Origin of the sequence: Enterobacter cloacae complex sp. 2024EL-00214, assembly GCF_043945575.1 — a bacterium.
In the GTDB taxonomy this organism is placed as follows: domain Bacteria; phylum Pseudomonadota; class Gammaproteobacteria; order Enterobacterales; family Enterobacteriaceae; genus Enterobacter; species Enterobacter cloacae_P.
Genome location: NZ_JBIMRC010000015.1, coordinates 64240 through 80278, shown reverse-complemented (window position 1 = coordinate 80278; position 16039 = coordinate 64240). Strand labels below are relative to the sequence as shown.

The following is a 16039-nucleotide window of genomic DNA, read 5'->3' as shown; positions in this document are numbered from 1 at the left end:
CATGCGTCAGCATCCGTTAGGTATCTACGAAAAAGCGTTGCCGAAAACACTCACCTGGCCGGAGCGTCTGGTTCTGGCAAAAAGCTGCGGGTTTGATTTTGTCGAAATGTCGGTCGATGAGACTGACGAACGGTTATCGCGCCTTGAATGGAGCACCACGCAGCGCGCCTCGCTGGTTGAAGCGATGCTGGAAACCGGCGTGTCGATCCCCTCGATGTGTTTGTCCGCTCACCGCCGTTTTCCGTTTGGCAGCCGGGATGAAACCGTGCGCGAACGCGCCCGCGAGATCATGACCAAAGCCATCAAACTGGCGCGCGATTTAGGGATCCGCACCATCCAGCTTGCGGGTTATGACGTCTACTACGAAGAACACGATGAGGGCACTCAGCAACGCTTCGCCGAAGGGCTGGCGTGGGCCGTCGAGCAAGCTGCCGCCGCGCAGGTGATGCTGGCGGTGGAGATCATGGACACCGCGTTTATGAATTCCATCAGCAAGTGGAAAAAATGGGATGAGATGCTCGCATCACCGTGGTTCAGCGTTTACCCGGACGTCGGCAACCTGAGCGCGTGGGGCAACGATGTCACCGCCGAGCTGACGCTGGGTATTGACCGTATCGCCGCGATCCACCTGAAAGATACCCAACCCGTGACGGCACAAAGCCCCGGACAATTCCGCGACGTGCCGTTTGGTGAGGGCTGCGTCGATTTTGTGGGCGTGTTTAACACGCTCAATCAGCTGAACTATCGCGGCGCATTTCTGATTGAAATGTGGACCGAAAAAGCGAAAGAGCCGGTGCTGGAAATCATCCAGGCACGCCGCTGGATTGAAGCCCGTATGCAGGAAGGAGGCATGACATGTTAGAACAACTCAAAGCCGACGTGCTGGCGGCAAACCTGGCGCTGCCCGCCCACCAGCTGGTGACGTTTACCTGGGGCAACGTCAGCGCGGTTGATCGCGAAAGCGGCCTGATGGTGATCAAACCTTCCGGCGTGGAGTATGACGTAATGACCGCGGAAGATATGGTGGTGGTAAATATCGCCACAGGTAACGTGGTCGAGGGCAGCAAAAAACCCTCCTCCGACACGCCAACCCACCTTGCGCTGTACCGGCGTTACCCGGAGATTGGCGGTATTGTTCATACTCACTCCCGCCACGCGACTATCTGGTCGCAGGCGGGGCAAGATTTACCGGCCTGGGGCACCACCCACGCCGACTACTTCTACGGGGCAATCCCCTGTACACGGCTGATGACCACGGCTGAAATTGCAGGGGAGTACGAATACCAGACGGGGGAAGTGATCATTAAAACCTTCGAGGAACGCGATTTAAGCCCGATGCAGATCCCGGCGGTGCTGGTGCATTCCCACGGCCCGTTTACCTGGGGTAAAGATGCCGCCGATGCCGTACACAACGCTGTGGTGCTGGAAGAATGCGCATATATGGGCCTGTTCTCGCGCCAGCTTGCACCACAATTACCGGTTATGCAGCAGGCATTGCTGGACAAGCATTATCTGCGTAAACACGGGGTGAATGCGTATTACGGGCAGTGATCACCCGGAATTGATGCGTTCCTTGCAGTACCGCCGTTTCCAGACGGCGGGGGTTAACCCCGTGTACTTCGAAAATATCTGCCGGAAATACCCGACATCATTAAAGCCGCAGCGGGTTGCCACTTCGGTTAATGATGCCGCATCATTCAGCAGCAACTTTTCTGCCGCCCTGACGCGCTGGCGATGAATCGCCTCCGTCAGGGTTAAATGAAATGTCCGGCGAAATACGCGCCCCAGGTAATCTGCATTACAGTGCAGCTCTTTTGCCAGCTGCGAGGTGGATAACGGTAAATGAAACTGCGTGCGAATACGTTGTTTTGCCTTCCACGCTAATGCTGCACCGGCTTCATCGGCATTGTCTTCATATCCCGAAGAGATCGACACTTGCTGTAAAATCAGCAATAAAATCATTTCCAGCGCTACGCTTCGCTGCAATTTCTCCTGCTCACTCAGGAATTGCCGAAAAAGGGCAATCACATATTGTGCATCTCTCACACAGCAGTGTTGTTCTATTGTCAGAGGAGAAGCATTTGGCAAAAGTGGCGGCATACGCTCAACCTCAAAATGCAGCCAGTAAAACCGAAGGTCAGCCGGAAAATCTTCGGTTCCCACGTGCCGGCGATCCGGCCAGAGCAGTAAACTTTCCCCCGCCTTCACCTCAAAAAGTGTGTTTTCCTCCTGGATCGATAATGTCCCCTTTTCGACAAAGATAATTTCCCACGATGTTAATTTACGCGCCGGATGACGGCCCACTCCCCGGGAAATAAATAACCCACCATTTTGTACTTTAATCGGAAGCGCTATGGATAATTCAAGCATCTGTATTCACTATTCCGCTTTTATTGTCGCAATTATTGGACTTACCCTTTGATTATTAATAAATAGATGAATGTCTTCCCGATCAAATTCACATTTTTATCATCAGGTCGGAATCGTCACCTTTTTATACTTATCCCTTCCCTTGTTGGCCTTACCGTTCGGTGCAGAATAAATGGGTACCTTGCACAAATACGATAATAAATCGCTTACCGAGGAGTTACCTCATGACTTCCACCCCGATTACCGAATCTGACGTTGCACAACGGGCGAGAGATGATCGTTTGTCCGTTCGCGAAAAAATAGGCTATGGCCTGGGCGATGCAGGCGGCACCGTGATCACTTGCCTGATCATGAACTTCCTTACCTTTTTCTATACCGATATCTTTGGCCTGACGCCCGCTCTCGTGGGCACGCTGTTTATTGCCCTGCGCGTATTTGACGCCATCTCCGACCCGGTGATGGGCATTATTGCTGACCGCACGCAGAGCCGCTGGGGGCGTTTTCGTCCCTGGCAGCTGTGGGTGGCGTTCCCCATCGGGATCATCGGCGTACTGACCTTCACCGTTCCTGATGCCAGCATGGGGGTGAAAATCGCCTGGGCATTCGGGACGTATTTAATGCTGTCAGTGGGTTACACCGCCATCAACGTACCTTATTGCGCGCTGATTAACACCATGACCACCCGCCATAACGAGGTTATTTCCTGCCAGTCCTGGCGCTTTGTGCTGTGCGGCGTTGCCGGTTTTTTAGTCTCCGTTGGCCTGCCGTGGCTGGTCGCGGAATTGGGCCAGGGCAATGCCGCACGGGGCTATCAGCTTGGCGTTGGCGTACTTTGCGCTATCGCCGTGGTGATGTTTCTGTGCTGTTTCTTCTGGGTGCGCGAGCGTGTTCCACTGGCGCTGATGGGCAAATTCACCTTACGCGAGCATCTTGCCGGGCTGCGTAAAAACGACCAGTTGCTGCTGATGCTGGTGATGTCATTCCTGCTGATTAACGTCTTCAACATCCGTGGCGGCGGATATATGTACTTCATCACCTACGTGCTCCAGGGGAGTACCGCATATACCTCGCTGTTTTTCACGATGGTGACCTTTGCGGCCATCCTCGGGGCGGTCATTGTGAATCCCCTGTCCCGACGTTTCGATACCGTCAAACTCTACTACTACACCAACCTGTTACTGGCCGGGCTCGCCGCAGGTATGTGGTTCCTGCCTAATGGTCCGGCTTACCAGACGCTCTGGCTGGTTATCATTCTGAGCAATGGCGTGATCCTGGGCTTTACGCTACCGCTGCACTTTTCGCTGATGGCCTTCGCCGACGACTACGGTGAGTGGAAAACCGGTGTGCGTTCATCGGGCATGAATTTCGCCTTCAACCTGTTTTTCATCAAGCTCGCGTGGGCCTCCAGCGCCGGGATCATCAGTCTGGTGTTTATCGCCGTGGCCTATCAGCCGGGCGTGGGCAACCAGACGCCTGCATCGTTGCAGGGCATCACCGCAATGGAAACGCTGCTCCCCGCCCTTTTCCATCTGCTACTGGCCGTCGCTATTCGCTGGTGCAGACTCAACAATCCCATGATGTCGCGCATTGCCACCGACCTGCGCCAGCGTCACGTACTGTCCTGAGGAGAATGATATGTCCATAATGGAAGCCGACCTGCACCAACTGAAAATCAACGACCCGTTTCTCGGCCAGTATCAACGGCTGGTGCGTGATGTGGTGATCCCCTACCAGTGGGATGCGCTTAACGATCGCGTGACGGAAGCCGAACCCAGCCATGCCATCACCAACTTCCGCATTGCGGCAGGTCTGGAACAGGGTGAATTCTACGGCATGGTGTTTCAGGACAGTGACGTGGCGAAATGGCTGGAAGCAGTGGCATGGTCTCTGTGCCAGAAGCCCGATGCGGAACTGGAAAAGACCGCCGATGAGGTGATTGCGCTGGTGGCAGCGGCGCAGTGTGAGGATGGTTATCTCAACACCTACTTCACAGTGAAGGCTCCCGGCGAGCGCTGGACGAACCTGGCCGAGTGCCACGAGCTGTACTGCGCCGGGCATATGATTGAAGCCGGCGTGGCGTATTTCCAGGGAACCGGAAAGCGCCATCTGCTTGAGGTCGTATGCAGGCTGGCAGATCATATCGACAGCGTGTTTGGCCCCGGAGAGAACCAGCTACACGGTTACCCGGGTCACCCGGAAATTGAGCTGGCGCTGATGCGGCTTTACGACGTCACTCAGGAGCCGCGTTACCTGAACCTGGTGAAATACTTCATTGAGGAGCGTGGCGCACAACCCCACTTCTACGACATCGAATACCAGAAACGTGGCAGGACATCACACTGGCACAACTATGGCCCGGCGTGGATGGTCAAAGACAAAGCCTATAGCCAGGCACTGCAACCGCTTGCTGAACAACAAACGGCCATCGGTCATGCCGTCCGCTTTGTCTACCTGATGACGGGCATGGCCCATCTGGCTCGCCTGAGCAATGACGAGGGCAAACGTCAGGACTGTTTACGGCTGTGGGAAAATATGGCGCAACGCCAGCTGTACATTACGGGGGGGATCGGCTCGCAAAGCAGTGGTGAAGCCTTCAGCAGTGATTACGATCTGCCCAATGATACGGTTTATGCTGAAAGCTGTGCCTCGATTGGCCTGATGATGTTTGCCCGCCGGATGCTGGAGATGGAGGCGGACAGCCAGTATGCCGATGTGATGGAACGTGCGTTATACAACACGGTGTTGGGTGGTATGGCGCTGGATGGTAAACATTTCTTTTATGTGAACCCACTGGAAGTCCATCCTAAGACGCTGGCATTTAACCACATTTATGATCACGTAAAACCGGTACGCCAGCGCTGGTTCGGCTGTGCCTGTTGCCCGCCAAATATCGCTCGCGTGCTGACCTCACTGGGCCATTACATCTATACCGTTCGCCCGGATGCATTGTTTATCAACCTGTACGTGGGAAACGACGTTGCAATACCGGTAGGTGAGCAGGCGTTACAGCTGCGTATCAGCGGTAATTATCCGTGGCATGAACAGGTAAAAATCGAGATCACGTCTCCTGTTCCTGTCACTCATACTCTTGCTCTGCGGCTCCCAGACTGGTGCGCGAAGCCTGACGTGACGCTGAATGGTGAAAAGGTTACTGGCGAAGTATCACGCGGCTATCTCTATCTCATGCGCAGCTGGCAGGAAGGTGATGTATTAACACTGACGCTCCCCATGCCGGTTCGCCGGGTGTATGGCAACCCGCAGGTACGCCAGCAGGCGGGTAACGTCGCGCTACAGCGCGGCCCGCTGGTCTACTGCCTGGAAGAGGCCGACAACGGCGCAAACCTGCACAATCTCTCTCTGCCTGCAGACAGCGAATTCCGGGTCTTTGAAGGAAAAGGTATTTTCGCACACAAGATGCTGATTCAGGCGGAAGGGGTGGCTCATCGCACAACGGACACAGGGTCTGGTGCTCTCTGGCAGTACGATCGCTCACCGGTGCAGCGTCAGCCCCAGACGCTGACCTTTATCCCGTGGTTTAGCTGGGCGAACCGTGGCGAAGGGGAGATGCGGATTTGGGTGGATGAGGTGTGATTATCTGCGGCCTGATACCCTCACACCAACCCTCTCCCACGGGAGAGGGAGTAAGGCTCGCAGGCCAGATAAAAACAAGACCACCGTCCGGTAAAGTAAAAAGGCTGTCCCCATCCGTGGGGACAGTTTTAAACCATCAGAAACGCCAGGTCATGCCGGTCATCAGCGCAAAGCTGTCGTCACGGTCGATCATCGGGCTGTTTTTCACGTCATCAGGCAACACGGTGTACACCGCGCTGGCGTTCAGGAACAGCTTCTGGGTCAGCTGATATTTCGCCGCCAGGCCAACGTATGGCGTCCAGCTGTCACCTGCGGTGTATTCCTTCAGACCAGAGCGGCGAGATTCGCTACTGGACACACCGTAGTAGTAATCGTTATAGCTTTCGTCACTGTAGAAAACGCCTGCAGATGGCGTCAGGGTCAGACGCTCCATCCGGATAGGGTGGAAGTATGACAATTCACCCACCATGCCACCGCTTTCATCCATCGCGTCGCCGGAGACGGCAAACTTCAGGGAGCCCCAGCTTTCGTGGCGATAGTATGCCCCACCCAGGAATGCAGACGCTTTACGCTCATCAAGGTGTTTCATCTGATCGTCGTCATTGTCATCAGGGTCAAAGCTCAGAGGCATCCACGACGCGGTGAGGCTTAACTCATTTTTAGCATCTTTCCACAGGATCCATCCCCCTGTAGTCTGGCGTACGTAAAAACGATCGCCTTCATAGCTAATTAACGGTACTGCGGTAGTATTTTCGTTATACCCTTTGTAAGGCGACTCATTAAATACAGCACCTACCCCAAGTGAAAAATCACTGGCCATTGCGGATGATGCGGCAAATAGCGTGGCAGCGATGAGTAAATTCTTTTTGATATTCATTCCATGCAATCCATTTAAACGCCAGACAAGCGAGGCGAATAATAATGGTTACAAATTTACCCATGCAACGATACAGTTTATATAATACTATATATAAAATCATATAGATGCGGTGCGCATGATGAATAAACTACAACTGAAGCCACGTGAGTTAAAAATTATTTCTGTCATTGCCGCAACCCGCAGCATCGGTGATGCCGCCGCCCTGTTGGGAATGGCACAGGCCAACGTGAGTAAATATCTCTCTGACTTTGAGACGCGCGTAGGCCTCAAGGTTTTTGAGCGCACCACCCGCCAGCTGGCGCTCACCCAGTTTGGCGAGGCTCTGCTACCCTACGTTAACGCCTCGCTGGATAAAAATAGCCAACTAATTAATTTTATTGCCGATTATAAGCATGAAAAACGCGGGAAAGTGACGATTTACGCCCCAACGGGTATCGTGACCTATCTGGCGCGCCATGTTATCCACAAAATTGAAGAGATTGGTGATATTCACCTTTCACTGAAAACATACAATCTTGACAGTAATGAATTTTCTGAGGGTGTTTCATTCCCTGATGATTGCGACATTTTACTGACCTACGCGCAGCCGAAAGATGAAAATTTAGTGGCAAGCGTACTGACAAAATATTCCGTAACAGCGTTTGCGACAAAAGAATATTTAATTAACCACCCCATCTCTGGCCCGGATGATTTAATTAACCACTCTTGTATATTAATAGATTCAATGCTGGTTGATGATGCTAATATCTGGCGTTTTCGTGCTCATGGTAGTGAGTTCGTTCATGATTACAAAGTGACCGGTAACTATATTTGCGATAATACGCTGACGGCGCTGGAACTGGCCAGAAATAATCTTGGGATTGTTTTCGCCCCGAAAGAGAGCCTGAAAAAAGAGCTAACGCACGGTATGCTTGTCCCCTGCTTCCCCCATCAGGAAGAATGGTGGCTCGATCTGACCGCGATATTCCGCAAGCGCGAATATCAACCCTGGCGCGTACAATATGTGCTGGACGGCGTACTGAACTGCTTGCGTCAGCAAATAGCTCAGGCCGCCCAGGGACGGCCTGAACTGGAGAATTAAAACAGCCCCAGTGGTTTATCAGAATAGCTGACCAGCAGACATTTCGTTTGCTGATAATGCTCCAGCATCATCTTATGGGTTTCACGCCCAATACCCGACTGCTTGTAACCCCCAAACGCAGCATGTGCCGGATAAGCGTGGTAGCAGTTAGTCCACACTCGCCCGGCCTGAATGCCCCGCCCCATCTTATAGGCCAGATTACCGTTGCGGCTCCAGACGCCAGCACCTAAGCCATACTGCGTATCGTTGGCAATTTCCAGCGCCTCCTCCATCGTTTTGAAGGTCGTCACGGCCAGTACCGGGCCAAAAATCTCTTCCTGGAAGACACGCATGTTGTTCTGACCAAACAGGATCGTCGGCTCAAGATAATAGCCCTCCTGCAGATCGCCCCCCAGAACCTTACGTCGGCCCCCGGTCAGCACATCCGCCCCTTCTTTTTTGCCGATATCAATGTAGTTGAGGATGGTTTCCAGCTGCCCATGTGACACCTGTGCCCCCATCTGTGTGACGCTATCAAGCGGGTTACCGCTGCGGATCGACTCCACGCGGCGGATTGCCCGTTCCATAAAGCGTTCATAAATGGACTCCTGCACCAGCGCCCGGCTTGGGCAGGTACAGACTTCCCCCTGGTTGAAAGCAAACAGCGCAAACCCTTCCAGCGCTTTGTCGAAGAAGGCATCTTCTTCGTCCATCACATCAGCAAAGAAGATGTTCGGGGATTTCCCCCCCAATTCCAGAGTGACCGGTATAATGTTCTGAGTCGCGTACTGCATGATCTGCTGGCCCACTTCCGTCGACCCGGTAAACGCCACTTTGGCAATGCGTTTTGAGGTAGCCAGATATTCGCCGATCTCGCCCCCGGCCCCGTTAACGACGTTAATCACGCCAGGCGGCAGCAAGTCACCGATGACCTCCATCAACAGCAGTACCGACAGCGGGGTTAAGCGCGCCGGTTTCAGCACAACGCAGTTCCCTGCCGCCAGTGCAGGAGCCATTTTCCAGCTCGCCATCAGCAACGGGAAGTTCCACGGAATAATTTGCCCCACCACGCCCAACGGTTCGTGGAAGTGATACGCCACGGTGTCGCTATCTACTTCACTGATCCCGCCCTCCTGCGCGCGAATACAGGAGGCAAAATAGCGGAAGTGGTCAATCGCCAGCGGCACATCCGCCGCCATCGTTTCCCGTATCGGTTTGCCATTGTCCCAGGTTTCCGCTGTCGCCAGCAGCTCCAGATTCTGCTCCATCCGATCGGCGATTTTGAACAAGATAGCTGCCCTGTCCTGAACGGAGGTATGCCCCCATGTATCTTTGACTTTATGCGCAGCATCCAGCGCCAGGTCGATATCACGCTTACCTGAACTGGCGATTTCACACAGCGGCTGGCCAGTGACAGGCGTCAGGTTGGAATAGTATTCACCGTCGACGGGTGCCACCCAGTCGCCGCCAATAAAGTTGTCATAACGCGGTTTTAGCTTGAGGGGGAAACCATACTCGCCAGGCTGAATGCGCGATGAGGGAGGATTGTTTGTCATGACCGTCTCCTTACTGTTGATGTACAACAAGGGTAGTTCCGACTGGCGATTTTCTCGCCAGTCGGTGACGGGTTTACGACGGATGTCACATCGCGGCGCGGTAAATCGCCATGATCTCTTCGTGGGTTGCCTGCACAGGGTTAGTGAACCCGCAGGCGTCCTTCAGCGCATTGGTTGCCAGAACCGGAATATCTTCCTCTTTGACATTCAGCTCACGCAGACCCGCCGGGATATTTACCTTGCGCGCCAGAGTACGAATTTCAACAATGCAGGCCTGAGCACCCTGCTCATCCGTCATCTTGCTGACATCCACCCCCATTGCTTTTGCACAGTCACTCAAGCGCGCCGCCGCCACTTTGCTGTTGAACACCTGAACATGCGGCAGCAGTACTGCGTTACACACACCATGCGGCAGGTCGTAGAAGCCACCCAGCTGATGCGCCATTGCATGCACATAGCCTAAAGAGGCATTGTTAAAGGCCATCCCGGCAAGGAACTGCGCATACGCCATCGCCTCACGCGCCTGAGCGTTACTGCCATCTTCGACAGCCTGCACCAGGTTTTCGCTAATCATCGTTACCGCTTTCAGTGCACAGGCATCGGTAATCGGTGTGGCCGCCACGGAAACATAGGCTTCAATCGCGTGTGTCAGAGCATCCATGCCGGTTGCTGCCGTCAGCGATTTTGGCATGCCGCTCATCAGCGACGCGTCGTTAACCGACAGCAATGGCGTGACGTGTTTATCCACAATGGCCATTTTAATATGGCGCGCCTCATCGGTAATAATACAGAAGCGCGTCATTTCAGATGCAGTACCAGCGGTGGTATTAATGGCGATCATCGGTAATTGCGGTTTTGCCGAACGATCAACGCCTTCATAATCACGAATATCGCCGCCGTTTGCAGCCACCAGCGCAATACCTTTTGCACAATCGTGTGGTGAGCCACCGCCAAGAGAAATAACGCAATCGCACTGATTGGCTTTTAATATTTCCAGGCCAGCAGCCACGTTTGCTGTTGTTGGGTTAGGGTGCGTTCCATCATAAACTACACTGTTAATATTGCGTTCTTTCAGTGCGTTTTGAATATCAGCAGCCATCCCCAGTTTGTTCAGCATAGCATCGGTAACAATCAGCGCGCGACGCCAGCCATAATCACGCATGGTATCCATTGCGCACGATAATGAATCAGAACCAATAATATTCACAGATGGAATATAAAATACGGATGCAGCCATGATATTTCCTCAAAGAGATAAAAACTGTCGGCAGCATACGGAAAAGATTATTTAAAAAACATGATCAAAAACTTGTTTTTGCGTACACCTTCGCAAGGTTAATAAATTTAAACATGCGAAGGTGTTAATCAATATATATATCTATTTCGATCTATTCAAATTATGTATTAATGCCTTGATTGTGTTTCAGGAAATAATAATGAATCACGTAATACATGATCGTTACCACGGCGGCGGGTAAAGCCAATTCGGTTAAAATATTCCAGGATTTGAATAGCCAGCTTGCGACCCACATTGAGACGATCGCGGAAATCTGCCGCACAGGTAGAGCCTCGCGCCTGATCCAGTTCGCGGATCAGGTTAGCAAACGCCACAATCCGATCGTTACGGTAATAACGATCTTTAACGATCGCCACTATCAGCCCCTGTTGTGCGGCATGGCGTAACACCTGGCGCATCACCTGCTCATCAGTATTCGTTTCACGTGCGAGATCGCGAACCCACCACGGCTCATCGCCAAACAGCGACACCACTTTTTGCCATATCGCCTCTTGTTCTGCAGTAAATCCGGCTTTGTGATCCGGCAGATGCAACCAGCCGTGGTGGCTTTTAATCACGCCACTTTCACGCATATTTTCAATCAGCAGCAACACCAGCGCATCGTCTTCCATCGGCAACGCCATGCGTCGCAGACGTTCGCGCCCCGGCCCGGGTTCATCCTGATGCTGTTCATGGTATGTCGCCAGCGTGTTCAACACTTTACGCTGCCAGCATGCCGCAACTGGCGCGTTCAGCAGACTATAACCGGCCTGAATAAAACCTGGCTCTTGTGTCAGCTGGTGCAACCCCTCGCCGCTGAGCTGGCGAGCCCACGCGAAATCAACAAGATTGACAGCACCGCGCTCCAGATGAACCAGCAATGCAGCCTTATCATCCTGCGCCTGCGCCAGCGCTGCCAGCCACTGAAGATACTCGGGCTTACGTTTACCACGACGGGGGGGATTGAGCGTTACCACGCGCGCCCCGGCCAGCGTTTCCCGCGCCGAAATGTCCCGCAGCACCAGGCGGTCATTATCGGCAAGCCACAGTGGAGCGTCGAAAACCAGTTCAGCGAGGTCATTTTCCAGCAGCGACACACGCCCGGTAATATGGCTGGCCGCATGATGAATGTGCAACGGCTGCCACTGGGTAAGCGGTATATGCGTCTGCAGGGAGACGATCACCCGCTCAGACGGTTCAGGTGGTGCATCGGCCAGCAGCCAGTCACCACGGTTAAGCTGCTCTTTTTCCGCATCTCCGGCAATATTCAGTGCGATTCGCTGCCCGGCATGGGCACGCTCAGCAGGCTGGTTTTGCGCATGCAAACCCCGTACGCGCATCGGTTTGTTAACGCCCGTTAGCCACAGGGTATCTCCCACGTTCACTTCGCCGCTCAGTGCCGTACCGGTGACCACCAGACCCGCCCCTTTAACGGTAAACGCCCTGTCGATCGCCAGACGGAAGCGGTGATCGCTGACGTGTTCACGTGGTGTAAGTTGCTGTAGATGGTTGCGCAGGGCATCAATGCCGCGCCCCTCCGTCGCCACGGTGACAAACAGCGGCGCATCGGCAAAACCGTATTCACGCAGTGCGGCCTGCACCGTTTCGCGCACCTCGTCAATGCGAGCCTCATCCACGCGGTCAGCTTTGGTCAGGGCAACGGTCAGCTGCGGGTTGCCCGTCAGTTGCAGGATTGCCAGGTGCTCACGCGTCTGCGCCATGATGCCATCATCACATGCCACCACCAGTAGCGCATGGTCAATGCCCCCCACGCCCGCCAGCATATTGGAAAGAAATTTTTCGTGCCCAGGTACATCAATAAACCCCAGCACGCGGCCATCGGGCTGCGGCCAGTAGGCATAACCCAGATCGATGGTCATGCCGCGCTTTTTCTCTTCCGGCAGACGATCGGCATTTACGCCCGTGATAGCCTGCAATAAGGTGGTTTTTCCGTGGTCAACGTGACCGGCGGTGGCAATAATCATTTCAACAGCATCTCCAGAAATCGCTCTTCATCTTCAAGACAGCGTAAATCCAGCCACATTCGGCCATCGTATATGCGCCCGATAATGGGTGTCGGCAATGCGCGCCAGCGAGCCGACAGCGCATCAAGCTGGCTGCCGCGTCCGTCACGGGGTGTGAACGTGAGCGCCGCACTGGGCAGTCTGTCCACGGGCAGAGAGCCGCTGCCAATCTGCGACTGACAGGATTCGAGGCGCACATCAAAACCAGGGTAGTGCGGCACGACGTTTGGCAACAGCAGCTCGCCCTGAGCGCGAATTGAGGCAGCATCACGCGTCAGCAGACGCAGTGTTGGCAGTCGGTCGCCCAGTTTCTCCGGGTGGAGATAGAGTCGCAGCGTCGCGTCCAGCGCGGCGAGCGTCATTTTATCCGCCCGCAGGGCGCGCTTGAGCGGGTGTTGCTGCAGCTTAGCAATCAGCTCGCGCTTACCAACGATAATCCCCGCCTGCGGCCCGCCCAGCAGTTTGTCGCCGGAAAAACTCACGAGGCTTACCCCTGCCGCAATCATCTCCTGTGGCATAGGTTCTTTTGGTAAACCGTACTGACTCAGATCCACCAGCGAGCCGCTGCCGAGATCGGCAATGACCGGCACATTCAGCTCGTGCCCGAGCGCCGCCAGCTCCGCTTCATCGACGGTTTTGGTAAAACCTTCAATATGGTAATTACTGGTATGCACCTTCATCAGCAGCGCAGTATTTTCATTCACCGCAGCGCGATAATCTTTCGCATGGGTGCGGTTAGTGGTTCCCACTTCATGCAGAGTACAGCCCGCCTGACGCATCACATCCGGAATACGAAACGCACCGCCAATCTCCACCAGTTCACCGCGGGATACGACCACCTCTTTACCGCTCGCGGTGGCCGCCAGCATCAACAGCACCGCCGCCGCATTGTTATTCACAATGCAGGCATCTTCCGCGCCGGTAAGCTGGCAGAGAAGATCTGCCAGGGCACGGTCACGGTGTCCGCGACCGGCTCCGTCCAGATCGTACTCCAGCGTGACGGGCGAACGCATGACCTGCGTCACGGCATCTACCGCCGCTTCTGCCTGTTGCGCACGCCCCAGGTTGGTATGCAAAACGGTTCCCGTCAGGTTAATGACCGGACGCAACGCGCTTTGCGCTTTCTCAATCAGCCTTTTCCCGGCCTCCTGCCCCCACGCAGCGCACCAGTCCGGCAATGTGTTTTCTGCCTGAATATGGCTGCGGGCTTCGCCCTGAAGCAGGCGTAACATGTCTACCGTCGCGGTATGGCCGAACCGCTCCAGTGCGGCAAGGACGTGAGGCTCACGAAGCAGACGATCGGTAGCAGGGATCTGGCTGTAGAGAGAATGATGAGTAGTCATGAAAGCGCCTGGCGAGTAAATATCATCCCCCCTCCCGACGGGAGAGGGAGTTAACATGTAGAGGGATTGTACCGCCTCCGGCAGTGAAGTGTTATAACCCGCATCAAGCCTTTGGCGGTTCGGTACGGGCAAAGCTTTCACGCTGGAAGAGCGTTTGAGCAAGTTTCACCAGTAATGGACGCTCGACGCACCAGCCTGGGGAAACGCGACGAAAGTTGAGATAGCCGATGGCGCAGGCGATAGCAATCGTTGCCAGATCCAGGCTATCACGTTGAATTTTACCCTCCCGGATGAGCTGCTCGCACATATCCAGGCTGCGGTTGATTTTTTCACGCTGCCGCAATAGCTCCGCTTCCGATTGCTGCGCGGCAGGTCTTGCCTGCTCGCGCACAGAGGCGAGCGCGGCATCCATAATGCCATCGGCCAGGGCTTCAATTTGCTTCATCATCAGCGCTGCTTTTGGCTCACGCGGCAGCATCGCCGGGGCGACATCGAGCAGTTCGATATACTCCGCAATAACCGGAGAATCAAACCAGTATTCCCCCTCATCCGTCACCAGCGCCGGGACTTTTCCCAACGGGTTGTACTGCGCAACGCCATTTTCGGCGTGATAAGGCTGTTCATTTACAAATTCAAATTCAATCCCTTTCTCCAGCAGGAGAACCGAAATTTTGCGCACGAAGGGACTGGTGTAGCTGCCGATGAGTTTCATTGCCTGATCCTTGATGCCGGAAAAGAACCAGTATGGATCAAGCAATGAAAAAAGGCAGGTATGCGTATCGCATTCCTGCCCCTGGAAGGATTAATGGTCGAGGTAGAGGTAGTGCATCCAGCTGGTCATACGCAACAGCACCTTACGCATCACGGAAACATGTGCGAAGTGGTCGGAATAGACCGCCACCTGGGCATAGATACCATCTGGCAATGCATCAACATCAGCATTCGGATCCAGTTCGATGGTACCAATTACGCCGTCCATCCCCGGTGCCACCGTCAGAGACTGCAACGCTCCCTGAGCCTGATACGAACCGCCAGGCACTACCGGCAGAATGCTGGTGAGCTTACCGGAGAACACCTGACCCGGCAGCGCGTTGAACACGACTTCCGCTTCATCACCCGGTTTCAGACGCAGTAACGAGTTCTGACGGAACTGAGCAATAATCTGCCGTTTTTGTTCCGGAATAAAGACCATCACCGGACGCAGAGGCAGTGCCGCTGCATAGGTACCCGGACGGATCAGCACCTGGGTGATATAGCCATTGCTCGGTGCACGCACCACAGTCTGTTCCAGATTGTATGTCGCCTCAGCAAGCTGGGCGCGCAGAGAAGCAACCTGGGATTGTTCACCGTTAACCATACTGTCTAATTGAGTCTGGATCTGCGTCTGCTCGGCAACGGAGCCTTTTACCAGTGCATCCTGTGCCAGATAGTTCTGACGCGCGTTGTCGATATCGCTTTCAGAGTACGGGTTAACCTTTGCCTGGCTGCCTTTCAAATAACGCTGATAGTCTTTATACAGACGGTCACGTTCAGCAGACACACGGGTGGTATTGGCTACCGCTTCCGAAAGCTGTGCTTTCAGATTGTCGATATTATGCGTGGCGGTCACCAGGTCTGCCTGCAGCCTGTCGACGCGCGCCTGATAGCGACCTGGATCGAGTTTAAATAACACGTCACCTTTTTTAATGAGCTGGTTATTTTTATCGGTGACTTCACTGACAATCCCTGTAACCTGCGGCGTAATCGGAATTGAAATAACCGCTTTTTGCGCCGTAAAAGTATACGGATGGTTATAGTTCATTAATAAGATGAGGCCCGCGACAATAAATACCCCACCTAAGGTGGCGGTGGCGAGCGTCCACTGGTTTACCGGAATACGGAATATTTTAAAAATGGCCCAGGCAAATGCCACATAGGTCAGAATAATCAACAAATCCAT

At 54.1% G+C, this 16039-nt stretch carries 13 protein-coding genes; 5 read left to right on the top strand and 8 right to left on the bottom strand.

The window, feature by feature from the left end:
• The first annotated feature begins 1 nt into the window (after window position 1).
• Both ACHHZ6_RS16795 and araD read left to right on the top strand, forming a co-directional pair.
• Complete coding sequence (locus ACHHZ6_RS16795) at window positions 2-862, top strand: L-ribulose-5-phosphate 3-epimerase (RefSeq protein WP_182273070.1); 861 nt, start codon at window positions 2-4, stop codon at window positions 860-862.
• On the top strand, window positions 856-1551 hold the full coding sequence (araD, locus tag ACHHZ6_RS16790; protein ID WP_182273071.1) for an L-ribulose-5-phosphate 4-epimerase: 696 nt from the start codon (window positions 856-858) through the stop codon (window positions 1549-1551). The genes ACHHZ6_RS16795 and araD overlap by 7 nt, the downstream gene beginning before the upstream one ends.
• Here araD and ACHHZ6_RS16785 read toward each other — a convergent pair whose 3' ends face one another.
• The gene (locus ACHHZ6_RS16785) at window positions 1552-2370 is read right to left on the bottom strand and encodes an AraC family transcriptional regulator (protein WP_182273072.1); all 819 of its coding nucleotides are present in this window, start codon (window positions 2368-2370) and stop codon (window positions 1552-1554) included.
• A gap of 224 nt (window positions 2371-2594) precedes the next feature.
• Here ACHHZ6_RS16785 and ACHHZ6_RS16780 point away from each other — a divergent pair, with 224 nt between their 5' ends.
• Together ACHHZ6_RS16780 and ACHHZ6_RS16775 are read left to right on the top strand one after the other, a co-directional pair.
• A complete protein-coding gene (locus ACHHZ6_RS16780) occupies window positions 2595-3995 on the top strand; it encodes an MFS transporter (RefSeq protein WP_182273073.1) in 1401 nt (466 codons plus the stop codon).
• A 10-nt stretch (window positions 3996-4005) separates the two neighbouring features.
• The gene (locus ACHHZ6_RS16775; protein ID WP_395122761.1) at window positions 4006-5961 is read left to right on the top strand and encodes a glycoside hydrolase family 127 protein; all 1956 of its coding nucleotides are present in this window, start codon (window positions 4006-4008) and stop codon (window positions 5959-5961) included.
• A 136-nt stretch (window positions 5962-6097) separates the two neighbouring features.
• Here the strand turns inward: ACHHZ6_RS16775 and ACHHZ6_RS16770 are convergent, their stop codons facing one another.
• Window positions 6098-6838, bottom strand: a complete 741-nt coding sequence (locus ACHHZ6_RS16770; RefSeq protein ID WP_182273075.1) for a MipA/OmpV family protein — start codon at window positions 6836-6838, stop codon at window positions 6098-6100.
• Window positions 6839-6956: 118 nt separating this feature from the next.
• Between ACHHZ6_RS16770 and ACHHZ6_RS16765 the strand changes: the two genes are divergently transcribed.
• Window positions 6957-7922, top strand: coding sequence for a LysR family transcriptional regulator (locus ACHHZ6_RS16765; protein ID WP_182273076.1), 966 nt, complete (start codon window positions 6957-6959; stop codon window positions 7920-7922).
• Here the strand turns inward: ACHHZ6_RS16765 and aldB are convergent.
• The 6 genes from aldB to ACHHZ6_RS16735 all read right to left on the bottom strand — a co-directional run bounded on the left by aldB (window position 7919) and on the right by ACHHZ6_RS16735 (window position 16039).
• The gene (aldB, locus tag ACHHZ6_RS16760; protein WP_182273077.1) at window positions 7919-9457 is read right to left on the bottom strand and encodes an aldehyde dehydrogenase AldB; all 1539 of its coding nucleotides are present in this window, start codon (window positions 9455-9457) and stop codon (window positions 7919-7921) included. The two genes, ACHHZ6_RS16765 and aldB, sit on opposite strands and share 4 nt — an antisense overlap.
• 85 nt (window positions 9458-9542) lie before the next feature.
• Entirely contained in the window at window positions 9543-10694 is a 1152-nt protein-coding gene (yiaY, locus tag ACHHZ6_RS16755) for an L-threonine dehydrogenase (protein WP_395122760.1), read from the bottom strand.
• Between the two features lie 167 nt (window positions 10695-10861).
• A complete protein-coding gene (selB, locus tag ACHHZ6_RS16750) occupies window positions 10862-12718 on the bottom strand; it encodes a selenocysteine-specific translation elongation factor (RefSeq protein ID WP_182273079.1) in 1857 nt (618 codons plus the stop codon).
• Entirely contained in the window at window positions 12715-14100 is a 1386-nt protein-coding gene (gene selA / locus ACHHZ6_RS16745) for an L-seryl-tRNA(Sec) selenium transferase (protein ID WP_196390679.1), read from the bottom strand. The genes selB and selA overlap by 4 nt, the downstream gene beginning before the upstream one ends.
• A gap of 103 nt (window positions 14101-14203) precedes the next feature.
• Window positions 14204-14812 carry a glutathione S-transferase gene (locus ACHHZ6_RS16740; protein ID WP_196390678.1) on the bottom strand — a complete coding sequence of 203 codons (609 nt, stop codon included), beginning with the start codon at window positions 14810-14812 and terminating at the stop codon, window positions 14204-14206.
• 90 nt (window positions 14813-14902) lie between these two features.
• Window positions 14903-16039 carry an HlyD family secretion protein gene (locus ACHHZ6_RS16735; protein ID WP_395122759.1) on the bottom strand — a complete coding sequence of 379 codons (1137 nt, stop codon included), beginning with the start codon at window positions 16037-16039 and terminating at the stop codon, window positions 14903-14905.